This window comes from Micromonospora nigra, from assembly GCF_900091585.1.
In the GTDB taxonomy this organism is placed as follows: domain Bacteria; phylum Actinomycetota; class Actinomycetes; order Mycobacteriales; family Micromonosporaceae; genus Micromonospora; species Micromonospora nigra.
Genome location: NZ_FMHT01000003.1, coordinates 1,409,367 through 1,422,929 on the forward strand (window position 1 = coordinate 1,409,367; position 13,563 = coordinate 1,422,929).

Below are 13,563 nucleotides of genomic sequence, written 5' to 3' on the forward strand. Positions count from 1 at the left end.
GGTTTGCGAAAGCACCGGGCGGGGCACAGGCCGGACAGGCGAACCGCAACGCGCCGGGCAGCCGCCACAGATCGACGCCGGCGCCGGCTTCGGCACTCCGAGGAGGAAGAGAAGATGTTCGCAACCAACCTGCTGGACCGCCGCAGCAAGCCGGAGCGGGTCGCGGACCAGGCCTGGCGGCACCTGCTCACCGCGGTGAGCTCGGCCGGCGACAGCGTACGTGACACGGCCCGCTCGGCCCGCCGCAGCGGCTCCGGCATCGCCGACGACGCCGGGGACCTGGTCGGTTCGGCGGCGGACGAGGCACGCCGACGCGCCGCCCGGGCCGTCGACGCGCTGGCCGGCCGCCGGCCCGCCCTGCCCTGGACCCTGCTGATCGGCGCGGCGCTGGTGGGCGCGGCGGTCGGCTGGGCCGCCGGCACCGCCGCCCGCGCCGCGGGCAGCCACGACCGGGCCGCGGACGACATCGAGTTCGTCGACGTGGACCGGCCCAACTCCCCCGTCGGCCTGGACGGCTGACCCGACGCACGACCACGGGCCCCGTCGACGCTCGGTCGGCGGGGCCCGTGCCGGGTGCCCACCCACGCCTCGCGGGCGTCGGGCGCTGCCCCTACCGGGGCCCGGTCCGCCGGGGTGCCGGACCCCTCAGGCGGGCCCCGGCGGACCGGAGTTCAACTGCACCGCTGGCCTGCCCGGGGCCGGCGACCGGGACGGTTGCCGTCCACCCGGGGCGGGCGGCTCAGCGGGGGGTGCAGGTGATGGTGGACGGGGGGTTGTTGGCGGTGGCGTACGTGGCCAGGAAGCCGACGGAGGCGGTCGCGCCCGGAGCGAGCGCGCCGTTCCAGCCCGCGTCGCGCACCGAGACCGTCGCGCCGGTCTGGGTGTGGCTGCCGCCCCACAGCTGGCTGACCTGCTGACCGTTCGGGAACGTCCAGCTCAGCGTCCAGCCGGTGATCGAACTGGTGCCGGCGTTGCGCACCACGACCTCGCCCTGGAAGCCGCCCGGCCAGGAACCGGTCACCCGGTAGGTGGCCGCGCACCCGCCGGGCGCGGGGGTGGTCGGCGACGGATCGGTGGGGCTCGGCGACGGGCTGGTCGGGGACGGCGACGGACTGGTGGGGCTGGGCGACGGACTGGTCGGGGACGGCGACGGGCTGCCGGTCGGGCCGGTCGGGGTGGGGGTCGGGCCGCCGACCCGGTCGGCGACCAGGATGCCCCGACCGTTGGTGCCGAGGTAGACCCGCCCGTAGACCCGGGGGTCGCCGGTCAACGCCTCGCCCGCGTTGCCGTACTGGTGCTCGTCGTCGTTGATGCGTACCCAGGTCGCCCCCGCGTCGTCGGAGCGGTGCACGCCGTGCTGCCCGTCGACGGTGCCGAACAGGTACAGCGCCGGGTAGGTGCGGCCGGGCGCGGCCTTGCCGAAGCCGATGTTGCCCGACGTGCTCACGGTCGTCGACGTCGCGAAGGTGGCCCCGGAGTCGGTGGAGTGCCACAGGCCGCCCTCGCCGGCCAGCCACAGCTCACCCTCCCGGCCGGGCAGCGCCTTGAACTTGACGTTGCCGGTGCTCGGCAGGCCGGTGGCGGCCGAGGCGGTGAAACTGGCCCCGCCGTCGGTGCTGACGTAGAGCCGGCCGCCGCTGTAGCCGTAGAACGTCAACGGGTCGACCCGGTCGGACTCGATGACGGCGTTGGCGGGGATGCCGGTCGAGGCCGTCCACGAGGTTCCGAAGCCGACCGAGTGCACGACCTGCTGCCCCGCGTCGCCCGGTGCCCAGACGAAGCGGCTGCCGTCGGCGGCGGCGGCCACGGTGCCGCCGCTGTTGATCCCGGACGGTTCGCTGCCCTGGAACCAGTTGGCCCCGCCGTCGGTGGAGAAGGCGACGTGGCTGTCGTTGGGGCGGTCGGCGTCGGCGAAGTTGCCGGCCCGCACCATCACCGCAGGGTTGGCCTCGGCGTAGTCGAGACTGGTGGTGCTGGTGAAGTTCGGCTGCGTGAACATCATCGGCGGGACCGCGTCGAGGTCGGTGTGCCGGAACCCGCCGATGTCACCGAGGGCGCTGACCAGCGGTGCGCCCGTGGGCGGGCTGACCAGGTCGAGCACCGCGGTCTCCTCCAGCCCACGGACCATGGGCCGGATGGTGAACGTGCCGCCGGTGTCCCACTTCGTCAGGTCGGTGCTGCCGTAGATGGTGGCGCCGGTGCCGTAGAGGAAGCGGTCCGAGTCGTGCGGGTCGATCTCCACCGACTCGTTCATCCAGCCCAGCTTCGGGGTCTCCTCGGGCGGCGACGGGTTGCTGCCGAAGGTCAGCCACGGCACGGAGCTGACGTCCATGGTGTACTTCTTGTCCCGTTGCGGATAGCTGCCCCAGTCCCAGATCCGGCTCCAGGTCGCGCCGCCGTCGGTGCTGCGCCAGAAGACCGCGTCCGGCCACCACGAGATCTGGGTGGCCACCATGAGCGTGTCCGGATTCTGCCGGTCGATGGTCAGGCCGCTGTAGCCGAAGTACGCGTCGGTGCTGCTCGACGGGACCGGGCTGATCTGCGTCCAGTCGCCCGTGGCACGGGTGAACTTCCAGACGTCACCCTTGGCACCGTCGTACGGGCCGCCGGTGTCGCTGGTGGCGATGTACAGGTGGCCGCCGACGTGGTCCACCACACCCTTGTGGGCGAGGTAGCCGGTGGGCTGGCCGGGGATCCGCTCCCAGGTCACGCCACCGTCGACGCTGCGGTACACCGGGTTCTCCTTGTCGGCCACGCCGACGTAGATCGTCTGCGTGGCGGTGCCCGGCGTGCCGGTGCCCTTGTCGAAGCTCACCCAGGTCAGGCCCTGGTTCTGGGCCTGGTAGCCGCTGCTGTCGGTCGGGTCGGCGACATAGTTTCCGACGTTCGGGAAGGCGGTGACCTGCGCCCAGGTCGCACCGAAGTCGGTGCTGCGCCACAGGCCGTTGCCGCCCTCGGCGGCGTAGTAGACGATGCTGTTGCGGTTCGGGTCGACGGCGAGGCGTTCGCCCATGCCCCGGCCGGGCATGTTCCCGCCGTTCTTGAACGGCAGCTCGAACGCCTGCCACGTCTCGCCCTTGTCGGCCGAGCGCAGGATCGCCCCGTTGTTCGGGTCCCAGCTGTTGGTGTACATGCCGACGGCCGCGTACACCCGGTTGGTCTGCACCGGGTCGGTGGCCAGGCTGACGACGCCGTTCCAGCCCCACCGGTCCTCGCCGACCCAGTCCAGCAGCGGCTTCCACGACTGGGTGGCCTGCTCCCACCGGTACGCCCCGCCGATGTCCGTGCGCGCGTAGATCAGGTCCTTCTCGGTGGGGTTGAAGACGATGCCGGGAACGAAGCCACCGCCGTCGATCCGGACGTTCTTCCAGGTGTACGTCTCGGCCGCGGCCTCCGCGGCCGGTGCCGAGCTGGCGGTGAGCGGCACCGCCACCACGGCTGCGGCGGCGACCAGGGTGGACACGGTCGCGCCGACGAAACCTCTCCGCATCTGCGGTTCCTTCCTCAGGACGCCCACGAGTGGGCGTGGCGTGCCCGCGCCCGGCGCGGACGACGTGGGGGATCACGGTCGGAGTCGATGCCCTGGCTCCGGCCACCGGGGCGTGGCTCCCGCGCCCGAGGAACGCGCCCACCCTACCCGATGACCAAGTTGGATGGAAGCGCTCCCATCGCTGGTCATCCACCTCGGGTGAGGGCTACTCACCCGGCCCGCCGGCAGCATCGACGCGGACCGTCCCCACGTAGAGACGCAGCCCGTACCCGCGTGACGACGCACACCGTTCCCGCTCGACGACCCAGACCGTTCCCGCTGAACAGGAGCGAGCCGATGGCCACCCTCTCGACGATCGACCGCATCGACCGCACCGACCGGCAGATCCAGTCCGCCGTGCTCGACGAACTGACCTGGGAACCCCGGGTACGCGCCCACGACGTCGGCGTCACCGTCGCCGAGGGCGTGGTCACGCTGACCGGCCGGGTCGACAGCTACGCGAAGAAGTGGGCCGCCGAACGGGCCGCACACCGGGTGGCCCGGGTGCGGGCCGTCGCCAACGACCTGACCGTGAACCTGGGCACGGGCGCCGAGCGGGCCGACCCGGACATCGCCGCCGCCGCCCGGCACGCCCTGGAATGGGACGCCTTCGTCCCGGTAGACGGGCTCGACGTGACCGTCTCCCACGGCTGGGTCACCGTGCACGGCGAGGTGGAGTGGGAGTACCAGCGCCGCGCCGCCGAACGCGCCGTGGGCCGGCTGACCGGCGTACGGGGTGTCAGCAACGGGATCACCGTGCGACCACAGGTGCGCCCGGACGGGCACCTCCTCGTCGAACGGATCGTCGACGCGTTGGCCCGCAACGCGGCCACCGAGGCCGAACGGATCACCGTGCGGGTGCACGGCGACACCGTGCTGCTCAGCGGCCTGGTGCACGCCATCGCCGAACGGGCGGAGGTGGAGCGGGTCGTCTGGTCGGCACCGGGCATCCGCGAGGTGCACAACCACATCGCCGTGGCGCCGGTGCTGGGCTGAACCGGAACGACCGGATTCGGCCCGACCCGGGGTCACCGGCCGAACCACCCGGGTCGGGTGAGCCACCCTCACCCGACCCGCGACCAGGCTGACGGTCATGACCGATCGGATGACCACGCCCTTGCAGGTCACTGCCCGGCTGCGCACCCCGGTCACGGAACACGACCACGTCCGGGGCCCGGTGGACGCGCCGGTGACGATCGTGGAGTACGCCGACTTCCAGTGCCGCTTCTGCGGCCTGGCGTACGGCGAACTGCGGGAGCTGCTGCGGCAGCGCGCCGAAACCGTACGCCTGGTCTACCGGCACTTCCCGATCAGTGGCATGCACCCGCACGCCGAGAACGCGGCGGAGGCGGCGGAGGCCGCCGGCCGGCGCGGGCGGTTCTGGGAGATGCACGACTGGCTCTACGAGCACCAGGACCAACTCGACCGCGTGCACCTGACCCTCGGCGTGGAGCAGCTCGGCCTGCCCGCCGCCGAGATGGACGCGGAAGTCGCGCGGCAGTCGCACGGCGACCGGGTGCGGCTCGACTTCGTCGGCGGCATCCGTAGCGGCGTGGACGCCACCCCCACCCTGTTCGTCAACGGGGTACGCCACGACGGCCCCGTCGACCTGGCCACCCTTCTCGTCACGGTGGACACCGCCACCGGCTGACCGGCCGTGCTGCCGCCCCTCAGATGAGGTGCAGTTCGCGGGCGCGGCGCACCGCGTCACGACGGCGGGTGGCGTCCAGCTTCCGGTAGATGTTGCGGACGTGGGTCTTGACGGTGTTGACCGACAGGGACAGCTCGGCCGCGATCTCCACGTTGGACAGGATGCTCTGCAGGTACCGCAGGATGGTCATCTCCCGTTCGGTGAGGGGTTCGTCGAGCGTTCCCGCCGCCGGCTGCCCGGCCGGTGCGCTGCCCGCCGTGTCGACGGCACGCACCAGGTCGCTGACCGTCGACCAGTGCGCCGTACCGGCGTCGAGGTGCGCCGCCAGCAGCTCCCGCAGCCCTGGCTCGGCCCGGGTGAACGCCCGCCGGAAGCCCTGCGCGTCGGCCAGGTCCAGGGCACGTTCCAGCACTCGGCCCGCCCGCCGGCCGTCGCCGGCCTCCGCCGCCAGCACGACGTCGAGCAGGGCGGCGTCGAGGCGTACCGGCAGGGGCCAGTCGTCGGCGTCCGCCCAGTCGGGTAGCAGGCGGGCGGCGGCGCGGGGGTCCCCGGCACGCCGGGCGAGCCGGGCCGTCGCGACGACCACCGACGCCCGCGCGCCGCCCGCATCGACGGGACCGGCCGGGTCCGGCCCGTACCCCGCCACGCCCAGCAGGTCCCGGGCCCCGTTCAGATCCCCCCGGGCGGCGCGCAGGTCCGCCTCCGCGGCGGCCAGCAGCGCGTGCAGGCCCCCCGCCGGACGGTCGGCCAGCCGACCCCGGGCCGCGGCCAGCAGCCGCTCACCCTCGCCGGGGTCCCCCGCGTCAGCCGCCAGGGCCGCCCGGCACCAGGCCAGCACCGCGCCGGCAACGGGCTCGGCCCCCGCCGCGCCCCCGGGCACCAGGTGGGCGCGGGCCTCCTCCGGCTGGTCGCGGTGCACGGCCACCACGGCCAGGGCCAGATAGGCGTACGCGCAGTCCACCTGCGACGACCAACCCTGGCAGGGTGGCAGGGCCAGGGCCTGCCGGGCCGTCTCCTCGGCCGTCCGCAGCCCGCCCCGCAGCGCGGCGAGCAGCGCCGCGCGGCTCGCGCAGACCAGCTCGGTGCGGGGCCGACCGGCTTCCCGGGCCGCCGCCAGCGCCTCCCCGAACCCCCGCCCGGCCGTCTCCAGCTCCCCCTCGGCCAGGTCGACCAGCGCCAGGGCGACGCCCGCCACCGCCCGCACGTCGGCGTCGCCGACCGTGTCGGCCCTCGGCGCGGCGGCGGGCACCGGATCGCCCGCCCGGGTGGCGAGCAGCCGGCCGGCGGCGGCTCGCACCCGGTCGTGGTCGTCGTCGAGCCGGGCCAGCGCCAACTCCACGGCGGCGACCAGCCGCAGGAACCGCTGCCGACGTGGCGCGGGCAGCGCCGGGGCGTACTCCGCCGCCAACCGCAGGTACGCGCCGGCGGCCTCGACGTCGCCGGCCTGCGCCCGCTCTGCCGCGCAGGCCAGCGCCAGCTCGGGCCCGGCCGCCACAGCCGGTGCGGGCGGAGGCGCGGGTGCCGCCGGGGCCGGCACGTCCCGGTCGTACGGGGCCAGCTCCGGCCAGCGCGCCACGAACAGCTCGGTCGCGCCGTCCCAGTCGCCGGCGGTGAGGGCGTGCCGCAGCCCCTCGGCGGGCCGCCCGTTGCCGGCGTACCAACCGGCCGCCCGCAGGTGCAGGTCGCGCACCTCGTCGGCGGGCAGCCCGCCCAGCTCGGCCCGCAGCACCTCGGTCAGCAACGGGTGGCACCGGTACCAGGGCGGCCGGCTGTCGTCCCGGCCCAGCAGCCCTCCCCCGTCGGCGAGGCCGGCCAGGACGGGTTCGGTGTCCGCCCGCCCGGTGAGCGTGTCGGCGAGGCCGGCGCACAGGGCGTCGGCGACGGCACCCCGGCGCAGCACGTCCCGGGTGCCGGGGTCGAGCCCGGCCAGCACCTCCTCGCGCAGGTACCCGGCCAGCTGCGGCTGGTCGGCGCCGAACCGTTCCACCCAGCGGGCCGGGTCCGGCTGCCCGCGCAGCGCCACCGCCGCGATGCGCAGCGCCGCCGGCCACCCGTCGGTGCGTTCCCGCAACCGGCGCACCGCCGCCAGCGGCAGGGCCACGCCGTGCGCGGTGAGCAGGTCGGCGATCTCGTCACCGGTGAAGGCCAGGTCGTTCGGCCCCAGCTCGGTCACCTCCCCGGCCAGGCGCAGCCGGTGCACCGCCAGCGACACCTCCGCCCGCCCGGCGGCGACCAGCCGCAACCGCTGGTCGGTGTGGCGCAGCAGGAACTCCAGCCCGGTCAGGGCCGCCGGGTCGGTCACCCGGTCCAGGTCGTCGAGGACCAGCAGCAAAGGACGCTCCCGGGCCGCCAGCGCGGCGGCCAGCAGCTCCAGTTGGTCAGGGCGGGGGGCCCGGTCGGGCACCGGCGGTCCGGCCCCGGCGGCGGGGTCGGTGGCGGCCCGCAACGCCGCGGCCAGGTACGCCCAGAGACGGTCCGCGTCGTCGCCGGCCTCCACCGACACCCAGGCGGGTACGGGGGTGCCCGCGTCGGCCGCCGCGCGGCACCAGGAGGCCAGCAGCGTCGTCTTGCCCCAGCCGGCCGGCGCCCGCACCAGGGTGAGGGAGCCGGCCACCGCCGTGTCGAGGGCCCGGGCCAGCCGGGGCCGCAGGACCACCGGCTCGGGCGGTGCGGCCGGGGCGAGCCGGGACGCCAGCAGGGGCGGACCGGCCGGTGCCGGCACGGTCACGACATCACGAGCAGCGCTGTGGCCCTCCGGCATCCGGCCCCCACCCCCACGGACGCGATCACTCCTTCGGTCCTGCGGCGGCCGGTTACCCGGCCGCAGCCGGTTCACCCCTTCCGGGGGACCCCCCTTCACCCGCCGCCGGTCCACCCTGACGGGGACGGACGTCGGGACGGGAGGACGGGTGAGGCGGATGGGACCGGTGGGTCGGACGGTGGCGGCCCTTGCGGCGGTCGCCGGGGGTACGGCGGTGACGGCGGTGCTCGCCCGGCGGCGGGTGGCACGGCGACGCTCGGGCGGCCACGCCGGCACCGGGCGGTGGCAGGTGGTGACCGTGGGCGGGCCGCCGGGACGGGTGCTGCCCGGCGGCGGCTGGCCGGAGCCCCTGCGCCCGCTGCACGGTGCGGTGGCCGTACGGGTCCGACCCGCGCCCGGGGGCCGGGGCACCGAGCTGGCCGCCCGCGCGTTGCCCGGCCGGACCCCCGCCGGGCTGGCCGCCCACCTGGTCGGTGACGACCCGGCGCTGCTGGTGCGCCGGGCGCTGCGGGAGGTCAAGCAGCTCGCGGAGACCGGCGAGGTGCTGCGCGCCGACCGGTCGCCGGCCGAGCGCCCGACGACGCCGCCCGGATGAGGGCGCTGTGCTGGGCCGGCGACGGGCACCTGGCGGTGCGGCAGGTGCCGGACCCGGAGCTGCGCAACGACCAGGACGCGATCGTCCGGGTCCGGTGCAGTGCCACCAGCGGGGCGGACCTGCCCCTGCTGGCCGGCGGGTCGCCCACGTTCGCCGTGGGCGACGTGCTGGGGCACGAGTTCGTGGGCGACGTGGTCGAGGTCGGCCGGCGGGTGCACCGGCACCGTGTCGGCGACCGGGTGGTGGTCGCCGCCACGGTCTCCTGCGGGGCCTGCTGGTACTGCCGGCGCGGCCTGCCCGCCGCCTGCGACAACGGCAGCGTCGGGCCGACCGTGGACGACCCGGCCTGGGGGGAGTCGGTCGCCGGATGCTTCGGCCGTCCCCCGGCCGGTGGTGGCCTGCCCGGCGGCCACGCCGAGTACGTGCGGGTGCCGTACGCCGACGTGGGGGCGTTCGGGGTGCCGGAGCCGGTGCCCGACGACCGGGCGTTGTTCGCCTCGGCCGCCGCGCCGGCCGGTTGGCTCGGTGCCGAACTGGGCGGGGTGGGCCCCGGCGATGTCGTGGCGGTCTGGGGCGCGGGCGCGGTGGGGCAGCTGGCGGCCCGCGCCGCCCGGCTGCTCGGCGCGGACCGGGTGGTCGTGGTGGACCGGCATCCCGACCGGCTGCGGTTCGCCCGGTGGTACGCCGAGGCCGACACCCTGGACCACGCGAACGCCGACGTGCTGGCGGAGCTGCGCGAACTCAGCGGCGGGCGGGGTCCCGACGTGTGCGTCGAGGCGGTCGGGGCCGACGGTGGCCCGCCCCGGTCCCGGGCGGAGCGGTTCCTCGGCGCGGGCCGCCCACCGGACGCGGTCCGCGAGGCGGTGTACGCCTGCCGCAAGGGCGGCACGGTCGTCGTGCTGGGTGACCGGACCGACTTCGCCGACGCGTTCCCGCTCGGCGTGCTCACCCGCCGGGGCGTGACCCTGCACGGCTCGCGTCCGCAGGCCCACCGGCACATCCCCATGCTGCTCGGGCGGATGGCCCGCGACGAGCTGCGTACCGAGCACCTGGCCACCCACCACCTGCCCCTGGACCGGGCAGCCGACGGGTACGCCCTGTTCCGCGACCGCGCCGACGGCTGCCTGCGGGCGGTGTTCAGCCCCGGCTAGCCCGGTGTCGCGGGCGGTGTTCAGCCCCGGCTAACCCGGTGTCGCGGGCGGTGTTCAGCCCCGGCTAACCCGGTGTCGCGGGCGGTGTTCAGCCCCGGCTGGCCCGGTTCCCAGCCCCGGCTGGCCCGGTGTCCCCGGGCGACGGGCGCTCCGAGGTGGCAGGATCGCGGGATGGGTGAGGATCGGGCATACGACGTCGTGTTGTTCGGGGCCACCGGGTTCACCGGCGGGCTGACCGCCGAATACCTGGCCCGGCACGCGCCGGCCGGGCTGCGCTGGGCGCTGGCCGGGCGCAACCCGGCCAAGCTGGCCGCGGTACGGGACCGGCTGGCCGCGATCGACCCGGGGCTCGCCGGGCTGCCGCTGCTGACCGCCGATGTGACCGACGCCGACGCGCTGCGGGCGGTGGCGGAGAGCACCCGGGTGCTGGCCACCACCGTCGGGCCGTACGTGCACCACGGGGAACCGCTGGTCGCGGCGTGTGCCCGCGCCGGCACCGACTACCTCGACATCACCGGCGAGCCGGAGTTCGTCGACCTGATGTACGTCCGCCACCACGCCGAGGCCGTCCGCACCGGGGCCCGCCTGGTGCACGCCTGCGGCTTCGACTCGGTCCCGCACGACCTGGGCGTCTGGTACACGCTCAAGCAGTTGCCCGCCGACGTGCCGATCGCCGTCGACGGGTTCGTCCGGGCCGGTGGCGCGTTCTCCGCCGGCACGTACCATTCGGCGCTGACCGCCTTCTCCCGCACGGCGCAGACGTCCCGCGCGGCGCGGGACCGCCGCGCGGTCGAGCCGCGACCGGACGACCGTCGCGTCCGCGCGGTGCCGGGGAAGCTGACCCGGTCGAGGGAACTGGGCGTCTGGACGGTGCCGCTGCCCACCATCGACCCGCAGGTCGTACGCCGGTCGGCCGCGGCCCGTCCCGAGTACGGGCCCGACTTCCGCTACCGGCACTTCGCGGCGGTGAAGCGGCTGCCGACGGTGCTGGCCGCCGGGGCGGGCCTGGGTGGCCTGGCCGCCCTGGTGAAGCTGCCACCGACCCGGCGCTGGCTGCTGGGGCGGCTCACCTCCGGGCAGGGGCCGAGCGCCGAGCGGCGCGCGAGGTCGTGGTTCCGGGTGCGGTTCGTCGGCACCGGCGGCGGCCGGCGGGTGGTGACGGAGGTGGCCGGCGGTGACCCCGGCTACGACGAGACGGCCAAGATGCTCGCCGAGTCGGCGCTCTGCCTCGCCCTGGACGACCTACCCGCGACCTCCGGCCAGGTGACACCGGTGACCGCGATGGGTGACGCCCTGCTGGAACGGCTCGTACGGGCGGGCCTGACGTTCCGGGTGCGGGAACAGACCACCAGCGGAACGGCTTGACCCTCCACCAGGTCGAGGTCACAGGATCAGCGGCGTGGAGAGTGGACTGCGCAGCATCGGCGAGCTGGCCCGGGCCAGCGGGCTGACCGTGAGCGCCCTGCGGTTCTACGACCGCACGGGCGTCCTGGTCCCGGCCCTGGTCGACCCGGTCACCGGCTACCGCTGGTACGCCGACGACCAGGTGGCCCCGGCCCGGCTGGTGGCCGGCCTGCGCCGGGTCGGGATGCCGCTGGCCGAGATCACGGCGGCGGTGCGCCACCGCCGTGACCCGGCGGCGGTGACCCGGCTGCTCGACAGGCACCTGCGCCGCCTCGAGGACGGCCTCGCCGATGCCCGCCGCGAACTCTCCCGGGTCCGTAGCCTGATCGATCCGGAGGAACCGATGACCACCCGACTCACCCTGTCCCCCGCCGCGTTCGCCGCCGCCGTCGACGCCGTCCGGTTCGCCGTCGGCGACGATCCCGACCTGCCGGTGCTGGCCGGCGTGCTGTGCGAGGTGACCGACGACGGCCTGCGGCTGGTCGCCACCGACCGGCACCGGCTGGCGGTGGCCCGGGTGGCCGGCACGCCCGCCGGCCCACCGGTGCGGACGCTCGTTCCGGTCGCCCTGGTCGACGAGGTCCGCGGGCTGCTGGCGACGGCCGGTCCGCAGGCGCACCTGACGGTGTCCGCCTCGACGGTGGCGGTGTCCGTCGGTGAGCGGGAGGTGACGGCGGCCTGCCTGCCGTACGACTTCCCGGACTACCGCCGGCTGCTGCGCGACGCGGCCTCCGGAGCCCCGACCCGCCGGGTCCGGGTGGAGGTGGCGGCGCTGCGGGAGTCGCTGACCGCCGGGCTGCCGCTGGTCAGGGAGCACGACGGGGTACGCCACGAGGTGACCGCCCTGGGCGTCGACGGCCGGGGCGGGTTGCGGGTGCTCGCCGCCGACGACCTCGCCGCCGACGACCCGGGCGTGCTGCGGGTCGGGGTGAACCGGGAGTACCTGCTGGAGGCGTTGACGGCGGGCGGACGCGGCCAGTTGGTGCTGGAGCTGGACGGCCCGATCACCCCCCTCGCCGTCCGGCGCGAGGACGACGCCGACGCCTTCTCGATCCTGATGCCGATCCGCCTGTGACGGGGGGCCTGCGTCCGGGTGGGCCGGGGCGCGGGAAGGCGCGACGGTAGCATTCGAGGGTTACCCCAGCCGACCCGGACGGAGGCGTACGGAGCAGCATGCTCGACATGGACTTGATCCGGAAGGATCGCGAGGCGGTGGCGACCGCGTTGGCGAAGCGGCTGGATCCCGCCGAGGTGTCCCGGGCGTTGGACGAGATCCAACGGCTCGACCAGGAGCGCCGTGCCCTGATCAGCGCGATCGACGGCGAGCGGCAGCGCCGCAAGGCCGACGCGCGGGCGTACGCGCAGGCCAAGCGGGCCGGGGTCGAGCCGGAGGTGGCGACGCCGGAAGCCGGCCGCAAGCAGCTCGCCGACCTGGAGTCCGAGCTGGACGAGGTGCAGGCCCGGCTGCGCACCTCGATGAGCGAGCTGCCGAACCTGCCCGCCGACGACGTCGTGCCCGGCGGCAAGGAGGCCAACCGGGTGGTAAAGACCTTCCGGGAGCCTCCGGCGATCGAGAAGGTCCGCGACCACGTGGAGCTGTCCCGGATGCTCGGTCTGGTCGACCACGAACGCGGCGTCAAGCTCGGTGGTTCCGGCTTCTGGATGTACACCGGCCTGGGCGCCCGGCTGGAGTGGGCGCTGATCAGCTGGTTCATCGACGAGCACGTGCGGGCGGGCTACGAGTTCCTGCTGCCGCCGCACCTGCTGCTCGACACGGCCGGGTTCGCCGCCGGCCAGTTCCCCAAGTTCTACGACGACGTCTACCACCTGGATCGGGAGTCGGCCCCGCGCGGGCAGTTCCTGCTGCCCACGGCGGAGACCGCGATTCTCGGCGCGTACCAGGACGAGATCCTGGAGACGGCGGCGCTGCCGCTCAAGCGGTTCGCGTACACCCCGTGCTACCGGCGGGAGGCGGCCGGCTCGCACTCGGACGAGCGCGGCACCGTGCGGGGCCACCAGTTCAACAAGGTGGAGATCTTCCAGTTCACCCTGCCGGAGCAGGCGGACGCGGCGCTGGAGGAGATGGTCGCGCACGCGGAGCGCCTGGTGGAGAAGCTGGGGCTGCACTACCAGCGCAGCCTGCTGTCGGCCGGCGACGCCAGCGCGTCGATGCGCAAGACGCTCGACATCGAGGTGTGGATGCCGAGCACCGGCAAGTACAAGGAGGTGTCGTCGGTCTCCTGGGCGGGTGACTACCAGGCCCGCCGGGCGGCGATCCGCTACCGGGAGCCGGGCGGCAAGCAGACCCGTTTCGTGCACACCCTCAACGGGTCGGCGCTGGCGACGAGCCGCCTGTTCCCGGCCATCCTGGAGCAGTTCCAGCAGCCCGACGGCTCGGTGCTGCTTCCGGAGGTGCTCCAGGCCCGCCTCGGCACCGACCGCCTGACCCCCCGCTGACCGGCTGCCCGGCGG

10 protein-coding genes are annotated in these 13,563 nt (G+C 75.4%); 8 read left to right on the forward strand and 2 right to left on the reverse strand.

Annotated elements, in window-relative coordinates; all coding sequences use genetic code 11:
• The first annotated feature begins 114 nt into the window (after positions 1-114).
• Positions 115-519: a hypothetical protein gene (locus GA0070616_RS05620; RefSeq protein WP_091077359.1), complete on the forward strand. Its 405-nt coding sequence runs from the start codon at positions 115-117 to the stop codon at positions 517-519.
• Positions 520-739: 220 nt separating this feature from the next.
• Here GA0070616_RS05620 and GA0070616_RS05625 read toward each other — a convergent pair whose 3' ends face one another.
• Positions 740-3,490: a cellulose binding domain-containing protein gene (locus GA0070616_RS05625; RefSeq protein ID WP_091077361.1), complete on the reverse strand. Its 2,751-nt coding sequence runs from the start codon at positions 3,488-3,490 to the stop codon at positions 740-742.
• 336 nt (positions 3,491-3,826) lie between these two features.
• On the opposite strand from GA0070616_RS05625, the gene GA0070616_RS05630 reads away from it, so the two are divergent.
• Together GA0070616_RS05630 and GA0070616_RS05635 are read left to right on the forward strand one after the other, a co-directional pair.
• Positions 3,827-4,525, forward strand: coding sequence for a BON domain-containing protein (locus tag GA0070616_RS05630; RefSeq protein WP_091077364.1), 699 nt, complete (start codon positions 3,827-3,829; stop codon positions 4,523-4,525).
• A 109-nt stretch (positions 4,526-4,634) separates the two neighbouring features.
• Positions 4,635-5,180, forward strand: a complete 546-nt coding sequence (locus tag GA0070616_RS05635) for a DsbA family protein (RefSeq protein ID WP_091089971.1) — start codon at positions 4,635-4,637, stop codon at positions 5,178-5,180.
• A 19-nt stretch (positions 5,181-5,199) separates the two neighbouring features.
• Here GA0070616_RS05635 and GA0070616_RS05640 read toward each other — a convergent pair whose 3' ends face one another.
• Positions 5,200-8,016: a helix-turn-helix transcriptional regulator gene (locus tag GA0070616_RS05640; RefSeq protein ID WP_425412928.1), complete on the reverse strand. Its 2,817-nt coding sequence runs from the start codon at positions 8,014-8,016 to the stop codon at positions 5,200-5,202.
• An 82-nt stretch (positions 8,017-8,098) separates the two neighbouring features.
• Between GA0070616_RS05640 and GA0070616_RS05645 the strand changes: the two genes are divergently transcribed.
• The 5 genes from GA0070616_RS05645 (at position 8,099) to serS (ending at position 13,548) form a co-directional block, all read left to right on the forward strand.
• Entirely contained in the window at positions 8,099-8,536 is a 438-nt protein-coding gene (locus GA0070616_RS05645; RefSeq protein ID WP_091077370.1) for an SRPBCC family protein, read from the forward strand.
• Positions 8,533-9,687 carry an alcohol dehydrogenase catalytic domain-containing protein gene (locus GA0070616_RS05650; RefSeq protein ID WP_091077373.1) on the forward strand — a complete coding sequence of 385 codons (1,155 nt, stop codon included), beginning with the start codon at positions 8,533-8,535 and terminating at the stop codon, positions 9,685-9,687. Before GA0070616_RS05645 ends, GA0070616_RS05650 begins: the two co-directional genes overlap by 4 nt.
• Positions 9,688-9,858: 171 nt before the next feature.
• A complete protein-coding gene (locus tag GA0070616_RS05655) occupies positions 9,859-11,052 on the forward strand; it encodes a saccharopine dehydrogenase family protein (protein ID WP_091077377.1) in 1,194 nt (397 codons plus the stop codon).
• A 46-nt stretch (positions 11,053-11,098) separates the two neighbouring features.
• On the forward strand, positions 11,099-12,166 hold the full coding sequence (locus GA0070616_RS05660) for a DNA polymerase III subunit beta family protein (protein ID WP_091089975.1): 1,068 nt from the start codon (positions 11,099-11,101) through the stop codon (positions 12,164-12,166).
• 98 nt (positions 12,167-12,264) lie between these two features.
• Positions 12,265-13,548, forward strand: a complete 1,284-nt coding sequence (gene serS / locus GA0070616_RS05665) for a serine--tRNA ligase (protein WP_091077381.1) — start codon at positions 12,265-12,267, stop codon at positions 13,546-13,548.
• Positions 13,549-13,563 lie beyond the last annotated feature (15 nt).

What these genes read in the sequence shown, in the direction of transcription:
- GA0070616_RS05655 (WP_091077377.1), top strand. Translation starts at nt 9,859, where the DNA reads ATGGGTGAGGATCGGGCATACGACGTCGTGTTGTTCGGGGCCACCGGG.
- GA0070616_RS05635 (WP_091089971.1), top strand. Translation starts at nt 4,635, where the DNA reads ATGACCACGCCCTTGCAGGTCACTGCCCGGCTGCGCACCCCGGTCACG.
- GA0070616_RS05650 (WP_091077373.1), top strand. Translation starts at nt 8,533, where the DNA reads ATGAGGGCGCTGTGCTGGGCCGGCGACGGGCACCTGGCGGTGCGGCAG.
- serS (WP_091077381.1), top strand. Translation starts at nt 12,265, where the DNA reads ATGCTCGACATGGACTTGATCCGGAAGGATCGCGAGGCGGTGGCGACC.
- GA0070616_RS05620 (WP_091077359.1), top strand. Translation starts at nt 115, where the DNA reads ATGTTCGCAACCAACCTGCTGGACCGCCGCAGCAAGCCGGAGCGGGTC.
- GA0070616_RS05645 (WP_091077370.1), top strand. Translation starts at nt 8,099, where the DNA reads ATGGGACCGGTGGGTCGGACGGTGGCGGCCCTTGCGGCGGTCGCCGGG.
- GA0070616_RS05625 (WP_091077361.1), bottom strand. Translation starts at nt 3,490, where the DNA reads ATGCGGAGAGGTTTCGTCGGCGCGACCGTGTCCACCCTGGTCGCCGCC.
- GA0070616_RS05630 (WP_091077364.1), top strand. Translation starts at nt 3,827, where the DNA reads ATGGCCACCCTCTCGACGATCGACCGCATCGACCGCACCGACCGGCAG.